The organism is Providencia sp. PROV197, assembly GCF_028479625.1.
GTDB classification, from domain to species: domain Bacteria; phylum Pseudomonadota; class Gammaproteobacteria; order Enterobacterales; family Enterobacteriaceae; genus Providencia; species Providencia vermicola.
Genome location: NZ_JAMPNZ010000037.1, coordinates 20,673 through 37,632, shown reverse-complemented (window position 1 = coordinate 37,632; position 16,960 = coordinate 20,673). Strand labels below are relative to the sequence as shown.

Sequence of the window (16,960 nt, the reverse complement as noted above, 5' to 3'; positions counted from 1 at the left end):
AGGTGATTTTCCGTTTTGCCATTCTCTAAATATCATTCCCCTTTTTGTTTTCGACTAACTTAGTGTAAACGCATTGTGAAATAAATGTGATCTCACAGGCAAATTTAGAAGAAAAAAACAGCGGTTATAAAAAAAGCAGAATACCTATCTCAATGTTTTATCAAACGAAAAAACCTTTTTATATCAAATTTTTTTAATTTTTATGTTAAAAAATGGATTGATCATACATGTCTATACAACTATATCTATATAAACATAAATGGTATCCAATGATTCGATAAAAGAGGGTATATAAGTGACTGCACTAAATAATAAATACAGAAATATCGAAATTAGAGCACCGCATGGGAATACATTAACGGCAAAAAGTTGGCTGACGGAAGCACCATTGCGTATGTTAATGAATAACCTTGATCCAGATGTTGCTGAAAATCCTCATGAACTGGTGGTGTATGGCGGAATTGGTCGTGCTGCACGTAATTGGCAATGCTATGACCAAATCATTGAATCACTAAAACAACTTGAAAACGATGAAACACTGCTTGTGCAATCAGGTAAACCCGTTGGTGTATTTAAAACTCATTCGAATGCACCACGGGTATTAATTGCTAATTCAAACTTAGTCCCACACTGGGCAAATTGGGAGCATTTCAATGAGCTCGACGCTAAGGGGTTAGCGATGTACGGGCAAATGACTGCGGGAAGTTGGATTTACATCGGTAGCCAAGGGATCGTGCAAGGCACATATGAAACGTTTGTAGAAGCTGCCCGCCAGCATTTTAAGGGGGATTTAACGGGACGCTGGGTATTAACCGCAGGGCTAGGTGGTATGGGGGGAGCTCAGCCATTAGCTGCCACATTAGCAGGAGCTTGTTCACTCAATATTGAATGCCAACAAAGCCGCATCGATTTTCGCTTAAGAACTCACTATGTTGACGAGCAAGCTATTGATCTTGATGACGCGCTTGCCCGTATCAAAAAATATACCGCCCAAGGTAAAGCTATTTCCGTTGCACTGTGTGCAAATGCTGCGGAAGTCCTACCTGAACTGGTTAAACGCGGTGTGAAACCAGATATGGTGACCGACCAAACCAGTGCCCATGACCCATTAAATGGTTATTTACCCGTTGGAATGACATGGGATGAATACCGCGAGCAAAGCGTAAAAGACCCGCAAGGTACCGCGCTTGCCGCGAAAAAATCTATGGCTGAACATGTTAAAGCAATGTTAGCGTTTAAACAGCAAGGTATTCCAACGTTTGATTATGGCAATAATATTCGCCAAATGGCACTGGAAATGGGCGTCGAAAATGCATTTGATTTCCCTGGTTTTGTTCCCGCTTATATTCGCCCGTTATTTTGTCGTGGAATTGGCCCATTCCGCTGGGTTGCTTTGTCGGGAGATCCTGAAGACATTTATAAAACAGATGCCAAAGTTAAAGAATTACTGCCAGATGACAAGCACTTACACCGCTGGTTAGATATGGCTCGTGAGCGTATTAGCTTCCAAGGGTTACCTGCGCGTATCTGTTGGGTTGGGTTGGGGGATAGAGCAAAACTCGGCTTAGCATTTAATGAGATGGTCAGAAGTGGCGAGGTTTCAGCGCCAATCGTGATTGGTCGTGACCATTTAGATTCAGGCTCAGTTGCTAGCCCTAATCGTGAAACTGAATCCATGAAAGATGGCTCTGATGCGGTATCAGATTGGCCACTACTCAATGCGTTATTGAACACTGCAAGTGGTGCGACGTGGGTATCACTGCACCACGGTGGCGGTGTGGGGATGGGCTTTTCACAACATTCAGGTGTGGTCATTGTGTGTGATGGCACTGATGAAGCCGCTGAGCGGATTGCTAGAGTGCTTCACAATGACCCTGCTACAGGTGTTATGCGTCATGCTGATGCAGGATATGACATTGCAATTGATTGCGCGAAAGAAAAAAACCTTAATTTACCTATGATTAAAGCTCGCTAAGGAGTGCCATTAATGACTAAATTAACGATCCATCCAGGAAAAATGACACTCGATGAGTTACGTATTGTTTTCCAACAAACGGTGACGATTTCTCTTGATAAACGCGCACAAGCTGCAATTGAGAAAAGCGTTGCAACCGTCAATAAAATCATCGCGGAAGATAAAACTGCATATGGTATCAATACTGGGTTTGGTTTACTGGCAAACACCCGTATTGCCACGAAAGATTTGCAGTCGTTACAACGTTCTATTGTGATGTCCCATGCTGCAGGGGTTGGCGACCCACTTGATGATGAACTTGTTCGTTTAATTATGGTTTTAAAGATTAATAGCTTAGCGAGAGGGTTTTCGGGTATTCGTCTGGAAGTCATTAATGCACTGATAGCATTGGTCAACGCACAGGTTTATCCATTCATTCCTGCTAAAGGTTCCGTTGGCGCTTCTGGGGATTTAGCTCCTTTAGCTCATATGAGCTTGATTTTATTAGGAGAAGGTAAAGCACGCTTTGAAGGAAAATGGATTTCAGCAAAGAAAGCGCTGGAAAAAGCTGGACTGACCCCATTGAAATTAGAAGCAAAAGAAGGTTTAGCGCTATTAAATGGAACACAAACCTCAACGGCATTTGCACTTAAGGGGTTGTTTGAGGCGGAAAAATTACTACTTTCGGGTATTGTCTGTGGTGCATTAAGTGTTGAAGCTACATTAGGCTCTCGCAAGCCATTTGACTCTCGAGTGCAAGAGGTTCGAGGGCAAAAAGGGCAAATTGATGTGGCAGCATTGTTCCGTGAAATTTTATCGCCAACAAGTGAATTAGCCAAATCACACGAAAACTGCGTAAAAGTACAAGACCCATATTCACTACGCTGTCAACCGCAAGTGATGGGGGCATGTTTAACGCAAATTCGTCAAGCGGCAGAAGTGATCCTCATTGAGTCGAATGCAGTGTCAGATAATCCACTGGTCTTTACAGATAACGGTGACATTATTTCTGGTGGGAACTTCCATGCAGAGCCTGTAGCAATGGCTTCGGATAATATTGCGCTTGCATTGGCTGAAATTGGTGCGCTGTCAGAACGCCGCATTGCGTTATTGATGGATACGCATATGTCCCAGTTACCACCATTCCTTGTTAATAATGGCGGTGTAAATTCAGGCTTTATGATTGCGCAGGTTACAGCTGCTGCGTTAGCCAGTGAGAATAAAGCGTTAGCTCATCCTTCTAGTGTTGATAGCTTACCAACCTCGGCAAATCAGGAAGACCATGTTTCGATGGCGCCTGCGGCGGGGCGTCGTTTATGGGAAATGGCGAAAAACGTTACGGGTATTCTAGCGATAGAGTGGTTATCCGCTTGTCAGGGAATGGATTTTAGAGAAGGATTAAAATCGAGTGAGGCCCTTGAAAAGGCACGCAAAATACTGCGTGATCAAGTGACTTACTATGATAAGGATCGCTATTTTGCCCCTGATATTGAAGCGGCAATTAACCTTATTAATCAACACAAGCTCTCAACACTGTTTACGGTAGGGACAGTCTTCCCTAAATAGCACATCAAGCAAATAAAAGGTGGCCGACAATGTATCGGCCGCCTGAAGTATTTATCTGCACGACTAATAAAATAATACGAAGGATAAATCATGCAAAGCACATCACAACTTGCGCGAGGGCTTTCTGCGCGCCACATCCGATTTATGGCTCTTGGTTCTGCGATTGGTACAGGGCTATTTTACGGTTCAGCAAAAGCGATTGAAACAGCAGGTCCGGCGGTCCTGCTGGCATATATTATCGGGGGAGCAGCAGTATTTATGGTCATGCGAGCACTCGGTGAAATGGCCGTTCATCGCCCACTTGCGGGGTCTTTTTCCCAGTATGCAAGTCACTATTTAGGTGCTAGGGCGGGTTTTTTTGCTGGCTGGACCTATGTATTTGAAATGCTAATTGTCTGCCTCGCAGATGTCACAGCGTTCGGCGTGTATATGAAACTGTGGTTTCCAGAAGTTGAACAATGGATTTGGGTTCTGAGCATTATATTTTTTATTGGGGCGATTAACTTATGCCACGTAAAAACGTTTGGAGAAATGGAATTTTGGCTTTCCATCATCAAAGTCGTGGCGATTATCGCGATGATTGTGGGCGGTGCAGCAATCATGTTGTTTGGCTTTGGTCAGGCAGCAGATCATGCGGTGGGTGTGTCGAACTTATTTATTCATGATGGGTTTATGCCAAATGGAATAGGGGGAGTGATTGCGTCATTTGCTGTGGTAATGTTTGCATTCGGGGGGATTGAGGTCATTGGTATTACAGCAAGTGAAGCGAAAAACCCTGAAACGACGATCCCAAGAGCTATAAATGCCGTACCAATTCGCATCTTACTCTTTTATGTCCTGACCTTATTTGTGTTGATGTGTATTTACCCGTGGAACCAAATTGGTCAACAAGGTAGCCCATTCGTCCAAATTTTTGATAGTTTAGGGATCCAGTCGGCAGCAAATATTTTGAATGTGGTGGTGATCACTGCTGCGATATCAGCGATCAATAGCGATATTTTTGGTGCAGGGCGTATGATGTATGGGATGGCGCATGAAGGGCAAGCCCCAAAAGCATTCACTAAGCTAACAAAAAATGGTGTGCCATGGATGACCGTACTTGTTATGGTGGTTGTACTGCTAGTGGGCGTCGTCTTGAATTATGTCATTCCTGATGATGTGTTTGTCGTGATTGCATCCATTGCGACATTTGCCACCATTTGGGTGTGGCTGATGATTTTACTGTCACAATTTGCGATGCGCAAAAAAATGTCTCCTGAAGAAATTAGCAAATTGAAATTCCCTGTACCAATGTGGCCTGTCGCACCAATCCTCGCGATTGCTTTTATGGTATTTATTTTTGGCGTGCTTGGTTATTTCGAAAGCACACGAATTGCCTTATATGTCGGTATTGTTTGGTTGGCGTTATTAACTATCGCCTATGCGTTATGGGTTAAAAAGCCAGCAAAAGAAACTAAAGATCTCCTCCAAAGTGAAAATTAATCTCGCCATTTTTCTCTGATTGTTTTGGTATCTTCATTCATGCCCTTTAAGAACTTAAAGGGCATTTTTGCATCAAATCGCTATTTAAAGGGGTGGTTTGGTTACTTTGTTAATTATTTTATTGCATTAATCTGCTGATTTGTCTTTCACTTCGTGGCAAACTTTACTAATTCATATATTCCCTTTTAAAAATCACGTTGGAGAAAACCTTCTTGGAAAAGATCTTCGTTGATGAAGCCGTCGCAGAACTTCATACCATTCAGGATATTTTACGTTGGACAATGAGCCGCTTTAATGCCGCCAATGTATATTATGGCCACGGAACTGATAATCCGTGGGATGAGGCGCTGCAATTAGTGTTGCCAACGCTTTATTTACCTTTAGATCTGCCAGATGAACTTCTCACATCACGTTTAACGCCAACTGAGCGCCACCGTATTATTGAGCGTGTTTTGCGACGAATCAATGACCGAATCCCAGTAGCGTACCTAACAAATCGTTCATGGTTCTGTGGTCATGAATTTTATGTGGATGAGCGCGTGCTGATCCCTCGTTCACCAATTGGTGAGCTTATTAATAACCACTTTGTTGGGTTATTAGCAGATGAACCGCAAACGATTTTAGATTTGTGTACGGGCAGCGGCTGTATTGCCATTGCGTGTGCTTACGAATTTCCTGATGCAGAAGTGGACGCCGTTGATATTTCGAGTGATGTTCTCGCGGTTGCTGAGGAAAATATCGCTAATCATGGTTTAGAGCACCGTGTCGTCCCTATTCGTTCAGATTTATTCCGTGATATGCCTGAGGTGAAATATGACCTCATCGTCACGAATCCTCCGTACGTAGATGCAGAGGATATGGATGACTTACCTGAAGAATTCCGTGTTGAACCCGAATTGGCTCTTGCCGCAGGAAGCGATGGTTTGAAACTGGTTCGTCGAATTTTGGCGAATGCGCCGCGTTTCCTTACTGAAGAAGGCATTTTAGTCTGCGAAGTGGGTAATAGTATGGTACATCTCATTGAACAATATCCTGAAATTCCATTTATTTGGTTAGATTTCGAATACGGTGGTGATGGCGTATTTATGTTAACGCGTGAGCAGCTAGTTGAGCATCATGCCCATTTTGATTTATACATTGATTAATCAATAGTTGCACGATGGGTTAGGATCGGGTAATCAATAAGAACAACATAACGACATCATAATTATTAACCACATTCTTGGTATTCAAGAACGGCTTAAAATAGGAAACTCCGATGGCTGGAAATTCAATTGGGCAACTGTTCCGTGTGACGACATTTGGTGAGTCACATGGCGTGGCATTAGGTTGCATCGTCGATGGCGTACCTCCGGGGTTAGCACTGACAGAAGCTGATTTACAAATCGATTTAGACCGTCGTCGCCCAGGCACATCACGCTATACAACAGCGCGCCGTGAACCCGATCAGGTCAAAATTCTTTCAGGTGTGTTTAATGGCATCACAACGGGGACAAGCATTGGTCTATTGATTGAAAATACAGACCAACGTTCGCAAGACTATGGTGCGATTAAAGATGTCTTCAGACCAGGGCATGCGGATTACACCTATGAGCAAAAATATGGCCAGCGTGATTATCGAGGTGGCGGGCGTTCATCTGCCCGTGAAACGGCAATGCGCGTGGCGGCAGGGGCAATTGCGAAAAAATACCTGCAAGAAAAATTAGGTATTCAGATTCGAGGGTGTTTAACCCAAATGGGTCCTGTTGAGTGCGAAATTAAAGATTGGTCAATCGTTGAAGAGAACCCATTCTTTTGCCCTGATCCGAATAAATTAGATGCCCTTGATGAGTTACTGCGTGGGTTGAAAAAAGAAGGTGACTCTATCGGTGCCAAAATCACCGTTGTTGCAGAGCACGTCCCCGCTGGATTGGGGGAACCTGTTTTTGACCGCTTAGATGCTGATATTGCTCACGCACTAATGAGCATTAATGCAGTTAAAGGCGTGGAAATTGGTGATGGCTTTGGTGTTATTGGGCTTAAAGGCAGTGAAAACCGAGATGAAATTACCCGCTCAGGTTTTGCATCTAACCATGCAGGGGGGATTTTAGGGGGAATTAGCAGCAGCCAACCCATAATAGCCCATATTGCCTTAAAACCGACATCGAGCATTACAGTTCCAGGTAAAACATTAAATCGTGATGGTGACGAAGTGGAGATGATCACGAAAGGTCGCCATGACCCTTGTGTAGGCATTCGCGCCGTGCCTATTGCAGAAGCGATGCTGGCGATTGTGCTAATGGATCATTACTTGCGTCACCGCGGCCAGTGTGCTGATGTAACTCCTGCTGTGCAACCATTTGAATAATAGTAAAAAGTAGTTAATGTTATAGAAAGAGCGAAGCGGTTAGTCGCTCTTTTAATATGGAGGTTTGGATGATGCCTCCTTAAAAACACCTCATCTGGGTTGTGATATTGCAACGCAAGGTTGCGATAGATTACGTACCAACATCATGATATTTCTCATTTTGGATTGAAAAATGGATTGGCTGACCGCCGTTGCACCCGAAGTTTATGCTTTACTTTTCTTTGTTGCACTTTTCGCTGGATTTATCGATTCCATTGCGGGTGGGGGCGGTTTATTAACAATCCCAGCGCTATTATCCGTTGGGATCACCCCTGTTGAAGCGTTAGCAACCAATAAGCTCCAAGCGGTTGGTGGTTCCTTTTCTTCTACCTTATATTTTGTCAGGCGTAAAGCGATTGACCTACGTGAGCAAATTTTCCCCTTCATTATGACAATGATTGGTGCGATGCTCGGTGCGATTGTTATTCAAATGATTGATACTGCCTTCCTAAAGCAATTACTCCCAGTATTAGTTATCTGTGTTGGTCTCTATTTTTTATTAACTCCATCAATCGGTGTACAAGATAGACAGCAACGTGTCAGTATGCCATTTTTTGGCGTTGCAATCGGTATGACTCTAGGCTTCTATGATGGGGCTTTTGGGCCAGGTACGGGGTCATTTTTGGCATTAGGCTATGTGTTATTGCTCGGTTATAATCTGGCTAAAGCGACTGCCCATGCCAAATTACTTAATTTTGCCTCCAATTTTGGTTCTTTAGTGTTTTTTATTATCGGAGGTCATGTTCTTTGGGTGCTTGGTTTTGTTATGCTGGCGGGCCAAATGATCGGTGCACGGTTAGGTGCCCGTTTGGTATTAACTAAAGGACAAAAACTGATCAGGCCAATGATTGTGGTGATTTCGTTGTTAATGAGTATTAAGTTACTCCACGATAGCCATGGTGATGTCATTAAAGCTTGGTTCCTTTCATTATTTTAAGATGATTTAAATTATTCATGAGTAAATATAATTATCAGGATTTGATTGATATTTTTGATGGATGCTTTGGTGAAACCTATAACACCAAACTGGTAAAAGGGGACGATGAGCCTATTTATTTACCAGCTGATGAGGTCGTTCCTTATCATCAAATTGTGTTCGCTCATGGTTTTTTTACCAGCGGGCTACATGAGATTTCTCATTGGTGTATTGCAGGGGATGCAAGACGCCAACAAGTGGATTACGGCTATTGGTATTGTCCAGATGGGCGTGATGAAAAAACACAATGTGAGTTTGAAGTCGTTGAAATTAAACCTCAAGCCCTCGATTGGCTATTTTGTGTTGCAGTGGGGATCCCCTTTAATGTCAGTTGCGATAATTTAGAAGGGGATTTTGAACCCGATCGCATTGCATTTATGCGTAAAGTTCATGCACAAGTGATGATTTATTTGCAAAATGGCATTCCTGAGCGCCCATTACGCTTTATTAATGCGTTACAATCGTTTTACAATACGCCTCCACTTTGTGCAGAAGACTTCCCGTATCCGGAAGATATTTTTGCCTAATTGACTCACCTAAAGTAAGGATTAAGCATGCTTGCAGATTTAGAAACACGCATACTGACAAAAATTGATGATATGGTTGAACATGCTAGCGACGATGAATTATTCGCGGGCGGTTACCTGCGTGGTCACTTAACCCTTGCTGTGGCTGAGCTTGAAGAAGAAAACGAAACCAGCTCAGAAGCGCTGTATCAACGCGTAGAAGACAGCATTCAAACCGCCATTAAAGCAGGTGAGTTAACACCCCCTGACCAAATTTTGGTTCTAGGTATGTGGAAAAACTTATTAAATAACGCAATTTAATTTTCTGTGTTATGAATTGAAAGCGGGGATACCCGCTTTTTTGTTAGCTAAATTTTGTGATGAGTAAAAATTATGGCGCATATTCGTTTAGCGATACCGACAGATGCCAAACACCTTCCTGCCGTTGAAGCCTCTGCTGGCCAGGCATTCACGAGTATCGAAAAATATAAATGGCTTGCTGAAGGCGATGGACAAACCGAGCAAGACCATCTTGATTGTATTGCCGAGCAATTAGAATGGGTGGCGGTGAATGATAGCGGTGAACCGATTGGTTTTATTAATGCTGAAAGCCATCATGATAGCCTGCATATTTGTGAGGTTTCTGTCAGCCAGCAATGGCAAGGCCAGGGGCTAGGTAAGCAATTGATTAAACAGGTTCTGGATGCGGCTCGAGCTCGTAATATCATGGCTGTGACCTTGACCACTTGCCGTGATGTACCTTGGAATGCCCCTTATTACCAGCGATTAGGTTTTGAAATACTGAATGAAAGCGAGTTAACCGAAGTCCTGCGTGATATTTTGCAATATGAAATCAACGCAGGGTTCGCTGCAAAAGACCGTTGTGCTATGGTTATTAAACTGACCTAAATCAGGCTTCGTATTTCTGATGATGCCAGTTGATTGTTAGTACGGTATTTTTACAGGGCGACCTAACCGCAATTTTCTCACCCAAAAGCGGTTAGGGTTCAATTCAGCCAAGGTTTCATCATCCAATGGTAAAGGCTGGCCAAAAATCTGCGAGGCAAGAATTTCTGCACACAATGGGGCGGTTGAGAGTCCCCTTGAGCCTAAGGCACCAAAGATATACAAGTTTTGGTAAACAGGGGCATCATCAATTGGCTGATTTTTGGCAATTCTTGTCTGCAAATCATGATAAGCCGCTAAATGTTGCTCATAATTTGGCACATTTCCCAAGAGTGGAAAATGGTCACGTATAACGCAACGAATACCTTGGCGCGATTGTTGGTGTGAAATATCAATCTCATTAGGCCATGAAGCATCTGGTAAGTTATCAATGAGTTTTTGGCGGTTAGCTTGCTGCTCTTCTTCGTTATAATCTAAATCAAGGTGATCCCGTTGATAGCTGGCACCTAAGCAATGTTGTTTTCCGGTATTGTCCACGGGGGTTAAATAACCTTCAAAACACAACACATTTTTAAGTTTTTGTAAGGTAGGTGTCGTTGGTATATGGCTGACTTGCCCCCGGACAGGGTTAATGGGTAAATTAACAGTTTGTGAATATTGGCGTAGTTTATGGCCATTAGCAATAATGACGGTAGAGTGTACACGTGTTAGCTCTTTTTTTTCAGAAGTGCTTATTTGTAATTTCCAGAGGTTATTGGCTTGCTCTAATGCCGTGACGTTATGATTAAAATAAAATTGAACGCCACTATTTTTCAAGTAGCAATATAGCCCTTCACAAAGTTCAGCAGGGCATAACCAGCCACCTGATGGATAATGAATACCATCGTAATTGACATCAACACCACAAATATCATTAAGCTGCTGATGGGTTTTACCCAGAGCAAAATCTTCAGGCCAATTGGTGCCTAACATACCTGCAATTTTACGGGCAACTTTTTCGTTATAGGCCAATTGAGTAACACCGCACCACTGACCATCAAAGGGAATTCCCATAGTTTCAAGCTGATGATAAAAGCGTTTGGCAAAGGGGAAAGCACTTACAAAAAAACGTTCGAGCGGGTCATTTACACCTGTGAGTAACGGGTAAATAGCCCCTTGGCGATTACCCGAAGCATTTTGGGCAACGTTAGTATCTTGGCAATACAATGTGACGTTGGCACCACGTCTCATGAGTGAGTACGCTGCTGTTAAGCTGGCAAGCCCCCCGCCAATAATAGCAACATCATTTGGGTTATCTGCGGGGTATCTTTTGCTCCAAGGTGCTGTGTGTTGGTGATTGTTTTCGGCTAATACCCCAGTTAGCATTTCTCGTTTTTGCCCAAATCCTTTGACTTTTTTCAGTGTAAACCCAGCTTGTTGTAACCCTCGCTTAACAAAACCTGCTACGGTAAATGTGGCAAATGTCGCGTCTTTTCGTGCCAGTTTTGCCATTGTAGCGAACAAGTGTTCGCTCCACATTTGAGGGTTTTTAGATGGTGCAAATCCATCAAGAAACCAAGCGTCTATCTTATTGTTTAAATTGTCTTTAAGAAGAGATATTTGCTCATTAACATCACCAAACCACAAATCTAATGTGATATTGCCATTATCCAAAATGATTCTTTGATTACCCGCTAATGCAGGTGGCCAGTTTTCACATAATGCTGCTGATAATGCTGAAAGCTCAGGCCAACAGCGATGTGCGGCAATTAAGTCTGTTTTTGTCAGGGGGAATTGCTCAAAGCTAATGAAATGCAGTCGCTTGAGAGTGGATTGTGGATTTTGCGCTTTGAACTGTATAAAAGACTGCCATAAAACGAGAAAATTCAAACCAGTACCAAATCCTGTCTCTGCAATTACACAGGTTTCATCAGAATGTGTCTTGAAACGCCCAGGAAAATGATTTCCTTGTAAAAAAACATGACGGGACTCTTCTAACCCATTTTGGTTAGAGAAATAGATATCTGCAAATTGCTCAGACATGGGAGTGCCTTCATCATTCCAGCTAAGGCGTGCGGTTTGTACTGTGCTCTTTTTCACAATAAAGCCTATGATCACTAAATAATGACTAAATTTTAACGCTGATAGCGATGTAAGGCTACCGTCATAAAAAAGTGTTATTACTGCATTAGAGAAAAAAATACAAAAATTTACCCTGATCGGACTTGTTCAGCGTACAAGTGTAAGCTAAAGTGACAACCTGTAATCCCGCAATCATATAATTATAGTCATGAGGTAACGAATGAAGCGTGCAGTCATCACTGGTCTAGGTATTGTTTCCAGCCTTGGTAATAACCAGGAAGAAGTACTGGCTTCTCTGAAGGAAGGTCGTTCCGGGATCACTTTCTCAGAAGAATTCAAAGAGGCAGGGCTACGTAGCCATGTCTGGGGTAATGTCAAAAATTTAGATCCTAAAGACCTGATTGACCGTAAAATGTATCGTTTTATGAGTGATTGCTCCGCGTATGCTTATTTGTCTATGGAGCAGGCGATTGCGGATTCAGGTTTAACTGAAGAACAAGTTTCGAATTTACGCACAGGTATTGTTGTCGGCTCAGGTGGTGGTTCTCCACGTAACCAAGTTGCAGGTTCCGACGGTATGCGTGCTAAAGGTTTACGTGGCGTGGGTCCCTATATGGTAACCCGTGCAATGGCATCGGGTATTTCTGCTTGCTTAGCAACACCGTTTAAAATTAAGGGTGTAAACTATTCAATCAGCTCTGCTTGTTCTACATCTGCGCACTGTATCGGCCATGCGGTTGAATTAATTCAATTGGGCAAACAGGATGTTATTTTTGCAGGTGGTGGCGAAGAGCTGAGTTGGGAAATGACCTGTGAGTTCGACGCAATGGGTGCATTGTCTACCAAGTACAATGAAACCCCAGATAAAGCATCAAGAACTTATGACAAAGACCGTGATGGTTTTGTTATCGCAGGTGGCGGTGGTATTGTTGTTGTTGAAGAGTTAGAGCACGCATTAGCGCGTGGTGCGCATATTTACGCTGAAATCGTGGGCTATGGTGCAACATCTGACGGTGCTGATATGGTTGCTCCATCGGGTGAAGGCGCAGTCCGTTGTATGCAAATGGCAATGCAAGGTATTGATAAAATTGATTATATCAATACTCACGGGACTTCAACACCAGTCGGTGATACCAAAGAATTAGAAGCTATCCAAGAAGTGTTTGGCGATCACTCTCCTGCTATATCTGCAACGAAAGCCATGAGCGGTCACTCACTGGGTGCTGCGGGTGTACACGAAGCAATTTATAGCTTGTTAATGTTAGAGCACGGCTTTATTGCGCCAAGTATTAACGTTGAAAACTTAGATGAAAAAGCGGCGGGTTTGAACATCGTCACTAAACCAACGGAACAAGCGTTGAATACTGTGATGTCAAACAGCTTCGGCTTTGGTGGTACTAACGCCACATTAGTGATGAGCAAATATAAAGCGTAATTTATATCGTTCATATAAGTGAATTATTGATAAGCGAGGTCTTTGGATCTCGCTTTTTTATTTTATAAAACAATATATTGTCTCCTCTTTTTTTGAAAGACGCTCTTTGTCGGGTGAGCTATAAATACCGCTCACTTTAATTATCAAGACAAGGATTGTAGATGAGCTTTTCTTTAACTGTCCATCAAATACACAACGGAATACGCAATAATAGGGCTGAAATTGCGTCAGGTTTGGTCATGCTTCCTGTATATGCTGGCTTAATTACTGTTGGGATCGCTGCAGCTTTAATGGGGGTTAATGCGGAATTATCAGGTTGTGGTCACTGTTTTCCTTTATTAGAAACAAAAAACAAGTGCGCAACCTCTGCAAAAGTGATTAAAGCGATTGAGCAACCAACAGAAGGTAATGTTTCAAAGGCATTTGCTTCACAAATTAATAAAATCCATCAATTGAATGTGAATGATAAAAGTATAGAAAAATATGAAAAAAGGTTGTCAGCTATTTATTCGTCTTATTTGAAACATGTATTTCCTGAGACTCAAAATATCAACTCCCCCGTTATGTTTTCTATATCTCCAGAAAGTCATACATTGAAAGTTCACTTCAATGAGGGGATAAGCTCTGACATTAGTGAAAAAATAAAGGACAAAATAAACAGGGATACATTATCTACAAAAGCAGATAACCCAAACAATAGAATGAAATTAAGGTTTGATTTTTAGAGTAAACAAAATCAATGGCAGTACATTTTCTGCCATTGATTGGATTAATCACCGCCATCTCCTCCACCTGAATCTGATGAAGAACAGTCTGAACTTGAGCTATCAGTGGAACAAAAATGGCTATTTGAACGAGGGTTATCATCACTGGATGAGCTGCCATAATAGGGAGGAACATAACTTGAGTTTGAATGGCTGGAGTTGGTTTGTTTAGGTGTGTCTTTCACATTCTTACGTACTTCAAAAATTTGGCTCTTCCCTTTTGCCCAGCCAATAGTCACTGAACTGGTATTTTTTCTCACGCTGACATGCAGCATTTTCCCGCAATAAATAAACATTTTTCCAAATGATTTTATTTGAATATAACCACTGTCTTTTTCAGTGATGATAACGGGGTTTTGGCTGTGGATCACGTAAGTTTCATCGTACACCTCAACAGTGCGAATATGCGCTAACGGTTTGGGCTTGATATTAAATAGAACAAAAAATAATCTATCAAACATAAGGCTTATTACTTTAATAAATGGGGTTTATAAGCTAATTGATACCTGTTATTTCGCCAATCGTCTTTATCTGATTAAACATTTACATCTAACGATTCGAATAATAAAACCTCACTTTATGACATTATTATTATTGAGTGAATGCGATAATACTCACGTAAATAAAGTTAACCAAAGGGGCTAATATGGATTTCACACGATGCAAAATTTGGAAAAATGACTTAAAAATTTTAGGTAGTGCTTTAATAAACAGCATTAAAAGCCTATTCGCAGTTAAAATTAAATGTGTATCTAACAATAATAAGCCGTTTCCGCTGTTTATTAAACACCCTAAAACACCACTGCCCATGCCAATTCCAGAGTCAAAGTATGTATATTACGGTGAAAGCGCACACAATAAAAATGTGATATTGCTGAGTTACATAAAGCTTCCTGTTTATTGATAAGCAAAAAAATGCCCCGAAAGCAATCTGGGGCAAAGTTTTACAGAGAAGGTACTCGCAGGGGCGAGCTAAGAGAGAGCGTGTTGCTGTTTACGTTTACGAATGCGCTTAATAATTGGTGGCAGTACCAGTACTAACACCGCAAGGATTAATAAGCTTTGTGAAATGGTACTGCTCCAGAGGATATCGAAATTACCATTGCTGATAGATAACGAACGGCGCAGGTTTTGCTCCAACATTTCACCGAGTACAAAGCCTAAAATCAGCGGGGAAAGGGGGAAGTTCATTTTCCGCAAAATAAAACCAAATATCCCAAGCCCCATCATCAACAGTAAGTCAAATGTGGTGCTGTGAACCGCATAAACCCCTACCGCAGAAACACAAGCGATGGCAGGAACTAAAAACCAAAGGGGTACAGTCAACATACGGGTGAATAAGCCAATTAACGGGATATTCATAATTAGCAACACCACGTTGGCAATCAGTAAGGCGGCAATCAACCCCCAGACGATGTCAGGTTGTTCAGTGAACATACCAGGTCCAGGTGTGATGTTATACAGGGTTAATGCGCCCATCATGACGGCGGTTGTCCCTGAACCTGGTACCCCAAGGGTTAACATCGGAATGAACGAACCACACGCAGAAGCGTTATTGGCTGCCTCTGGTGCGGCAACACCTCGTACATCACCATTACCAAAGTCACCTTTTTCACCACTGATTTTTTTCTCAGTCATGTAAGTGATGGCACTGGCAATCGTGGCACCAGCGCCAGGTAATACCCCAACGAAGAAACCAATAAATGACGAGCGCAGGGCAGGGCCAGCACAGGCTTTGGCTTCTTTACGGTTAAACAACATTCGGCCTGTTTTACGAATTAGGCCTTGCCCAGTCGCCGTGCTTTCTAACATCAATAGAATTTCACTGACAGAAAACAAACCAATCACGACAACGATAAATTGCACGCCATCCGATAAATGCACGCTATCAAATGTAAAACGGTATTCCCCAGAGTTTGCATCTACCCCAACAGTGGCAAGAGATAAACCAATTAGCGCAGCGAGTAGCGATTTAATTGGGTTTTGGCTCATCATGCTACCTAGGCAGGCGATGGCAAATACCATCAATGCAAAGTATTCGGCTGGCCCAAAGGCGAGTGACCACTGGGCAAGTAGTGGGGCGAACAAAATGATACCGACGATGGCAATGGTTGAACCAATAAAGGAACTGACTGCGGAAATGGACAGTGCCACGCCACCTCGACCTTGTTTTGCCATCGGGTAACCATCTAACGTGGTCATTATCGCGGCGGCATCACCAGGTACATTCAGTAAAATAGAGGAGATTCGTCCGCCATATTCACAACCTAAATAAACGGTGGCTAGCAAGATCAGTGCAGACTCGGCAGGGAGCTTCAAGGCAAAGGCCAGTGGCAGCAAAATCGCCACGCCATTAATGGGGCCTAAACCAGGTAACATACCCACTACGGTACCAATAAAACAGCCTATCAAGGCAATCAAGATATTTTGAGGAACAAGGGCAACCTCAAAACCTTGTGATAGATACATCCAAGTTTCCATGTTGTCGCTCCTTAACTCAGTAGGCTGCCAATGGGCAGAGTCACATCCAACAGCTTATCAAAGGCATAGAAGAGGAAAATGCCAAGAATAGGCCCCGAAATCACCGCAGCGATGGGGGTTGCGCCAAATAACAGCGCGACACTGATGGTCAATAAACTGGTGGCGATTGGAAAACCAAGCCACTCAAACGCCCATGCATAAATCACTAAGGATAAAATTAATAGAGCAAGGCGGCGCAGTACATAAGGTTTTGGCCACTCAACGGCTTCTTGCTTACCAAACAGTAAGGCAAGCGCACAAATCGCCATTAAGGAGAGTATGGCAACCGGAAATGGGCGGGGGCCCAATGGTTCATAAGAGAACTCACTTTGGATCCCCCAGCCAATATAAATTCCGATGACACACAATATCAGCCAGACTAGAGCAAATATGCGTTGGCTCAT

General features: G+C 42.7%; 15 protein-coding genes. 11 read left to right on the top strand and 4 right to left on the bottom strand.

From position 1 onward, the window contains the following. The first annotated feature begins 295 nt into the window (after nt 1-295). The 9 genes from hutU to PR808_RS19190 all read left to right on the top strand — a co-directional run bounded on the left by hutU (nt 296) and on the right by PR808_RS19190 (nt 9,779). Nucleotides 296-1,975, top strand: coding sequence for a urocanate hydratase (gene hutU / locus PR808_RS19230; RefSeq protein ID WP_272539904.1), 1,680 nt, complete (start codon nt 296-298; stop codon nt 1,973-1,975). A gap of 12 nt (nt 1,976-1,987) precedes the next feature. Further along, nucleotides 1,988-3,520 carry a histidine ammonia-lyase gene (hutH, locus tag PR808_RS19225; RefSeq protein ID WP_206082401.1) on the top strand — a complete coding sequence of 511 codons (1,533 nt, stop codon included), beginning with the start codon at nt 1,988-1,990 and terminating at the stop codon, nt 3,518-3,520. Between the two features lie 90 nt (nt 3,521-3,610). Then, the gene (locus PR808_RS19220) at nt 3,611-5,002 is read left to right on the top strand and encodes an amino acid permease (RefSeq protein WP_225818951.1); all 1,392 of its coding nucleotides are present in this window, start codon (nt 3,611-3,613) and stop codon (nt 5,000-5,002) included. 212 nt (nt 5,003-5,214) lie between these two features. Then, nucleotides 5,215-6,147 (top strand): 50S ribosomal protein L3 N(5)-glutamine methyltransferase, encoded by a 933-nt coding sequence (gene prmB / locus PR808_RS19215; RefSeq protein ID WP_206082399.1) that lies wholly within the window; start codon nt 5,215-5,217, stop codon nt 6,145-6,147. 113 nt (nt 6,148-6,260) lie between these two features. Further along, nucleotides 6,261-7,349, top strand: coding sequence for a chorismate synthase (gene aroC / locus PR808_RS19210; protein ID WP_272539903.1), 1,089 nt, complete (start codon nt 6,261-6,263; stop codon nt 7,347-7,349). Between the two features lie 172 nt (nt 7,350-7,521). After that, nucleotides 7,522-8,325, top strand: a complete 804-nt coding sequence (locus PR808_RS19205; RefSeq protein WP_206082397.1) for a TSUP family transporter — start codon at nt 7,522-7,524, stop codon at nt 8,323-8,325. Nucleotides 8,326-8,342: 17 nt separating this feature from the next. Beyond that, entirely contained in the window at nt 8,343-8,891 is a 549-nt protein-coding gene (locus tag PR808_RS19200; protein ID WP_206082396.1) for an elongation factor P hydroxylase, read from the top strand. A gap of 27 nt (nt 8,892-8,918) precedes the next feature. Continuing rightward, nucleotides 8,919-9,191, top strand: coding sequence for a YfcL family protein (locus tag PR808_RS19195; RefSeq protein WP_047756281.1), 273 nt, complete (start codon nt 8,919-8,921; stop codon nt 9,189-9,191). A 72-nt stretch (nt 9,192-9,263) separates the two neighbouring features. Then, a complete protein-coding gene (locus tag PR808_RS19190) occupies nt 9,264-9,779 on the top strand; it encodes a GNAT family N-acetyltransferase (RefSeq protein WP_272539902.1) in 516 nt (171 codons plus the stop codon). A 36-nt stretch (nt 9,780-9,815) separates the two neighbouring features. Here PR808_RS19190 and mnmC read toward each other — a convergent pair whose 3' ends face one another. Next, a complete protein-coding gene (mnmC, locus tag PR808_RS19185; protein ID WP_272539901.1) occupies nt 9,816-11,855 on the bottom strand; it encodes a bifunctional tRNA (5-methylaminomethyl-2-thiouridine)(34)-methyltransferase MnmD/FAD-dependent 5-carboxymethylaminomethyl-2-thiouridine(34) oxidoreductase MnmC in 2,040 nt (679 codons plus the stop codon). Nucleotides 11,856-12,057: 202 nt separating this feature from the next. On the opposite strand from mnmC, the gene fabB reads away from it, so the two are divergent. Beyond that, entirely contained in the window at nt 12,058-13,272 is a 1,215-nt protein-coding gene (gene fabB / locus PR808_RS19180) for a beta-ketoacyl-ACP synthase I (protein ID WP_272539900.1), read from the top strand. A gap of 161 nt (nt 13,273-13,433) precedes the next feature. Then, entirely contained in the window at nt 13,434-13,997 is a 564-nt protein-coding gene (locus PR808_RS19175) for a hypothetical protein (protein ID WP_272539899.1), read from the top strand. A 44-nt stretch (nt 13,998-14,041) separates the two neighbouring features. Here the strand turns inward: PR808_RS19175 and PR808_RS19170 are convergent, their stop codons facing one another. From PR808_RS19170 to PR808_RS19160, 3 genes are all read right to left on the bottom strand, one after another. Continuing rightward, nucleotides 14,042-14,497, bottom strand: coding sequence for a hypothetical protein (locus tag PR808_RS19170; protein WP_272539898.1), 456 nt, complete (start codon nt 14,495-14,497; stop codon nt 14,042-14,044). Between the two features lie 511 nt (nt 14,498-15,008). After that, the gene (locus PR808_RS19165; RefSeq protein ID WP_272539897.1) at nt 15,009-16,517 is read right to left on the bottom strand and encodes a tripartite tricarboxylate transporter permease; all 1,509 of its coding nucleotides are present in this window, start codon (nt 16,515-16,517) and stop codon (nt 15,009-15,011) included. 11 nt (nt 16,518-16,528) lie between these two features. Next, the gene (locus PR808_RS19160; protein WP_206082388.1) at nt 16,529-16,960 is read right to left on the bottom strand and encodes a tripartite tricarboxylate transporter TctB family protein; all 432 of its coding nucleotides are present in this window, start codon (nt 16,958-16,960) and stop codon (nt 16,529-16,531) included.

Excerpts from the sequence above, each read along its gene's own strand:
- hutH (WP_206082401.1), top strand. The coding sequence starts at position 1,988 with ATGACTAAATTAACGATCCATCCAGGAAAAATGACACTCGATGAGTTA.
- PR808_RS19220 (WP_225818951.1), top strand. The coding sequence starts at position 3,611 with ATGCAAAGCACATCACAACTTGCGCGAGGGCTTTCTGCGCGCCACATC.
- aroC (WP_272539903.1), top strand. The coding sequence starts at position 6,261 with ATGGCTGGAAATTCAATTGGGCAACTGTTCCGTGTGACGACATTTGGT.
- PR808_RS19205 (WP_206082397.1), top strand. The coding sequence starts at position 7,522 with ATGGATTGGCTGACCGCCGTTGCACCCGAAGTTTATGCTTTACTTTTC.
- PR808_RS19200 (WP_206082396.1), top strand. The coding sequence starts at position 8,343 with ATGAGTAAATATAATTATCAGGATTTGATTGATATTTTTGATGGATGC.
- PR808_RS19195 (WP_047756281.1), top strand. The coding sequence starts at position 8,919 with ATGCTTGCAGATTTAGAAACACGCATACTGACAAAAATTGATGATATG.
- PR808_RS19190 (WP_272539902.1), top strand. The coding sequence starts at position 9,264 with ATGGCGCATATTCGTTTAGCGATACCGACAGATGCCAAACACCTTCCT.
- fabB (WP_272539900.1), top strand. The coding sequence starts at position 12,058 with ATGAAGCGTGCAGTCATCACTGGTCTAGGTATTGTTTCCAGCCTTGGT.
- PR808_RS19175 (WP_272539899.1), top strand. The coding sequence starts at position 13,434 with ATGAGCTTTTCTTTAACTGTCCATCAAATACACAACGGAATACGCAAT.
- PR808_RS19170 (WP_272539898.1), bottom strand. The coding sequence starts at position 14,497 with ATGTTTGATAGATTATTTTTTGTTCTATTTAATATCAAGCCCAAACCG.
- PR808_RS19165 (WP_272539897.1), bottom strand. The coding sequence starts at position 16,517 with ATGGAAACTTGGATGTATCTATCACAAGGTTTTGAGGTTGCCCTTGTT.
- PR808_RS19160 (WP_206082388.1), bottom strand. The coding sequence starts at position 16,960 with ATGAGCCAACGCATATTTGCTCTAGTCTGGCTGATATTGTGTGTCATC.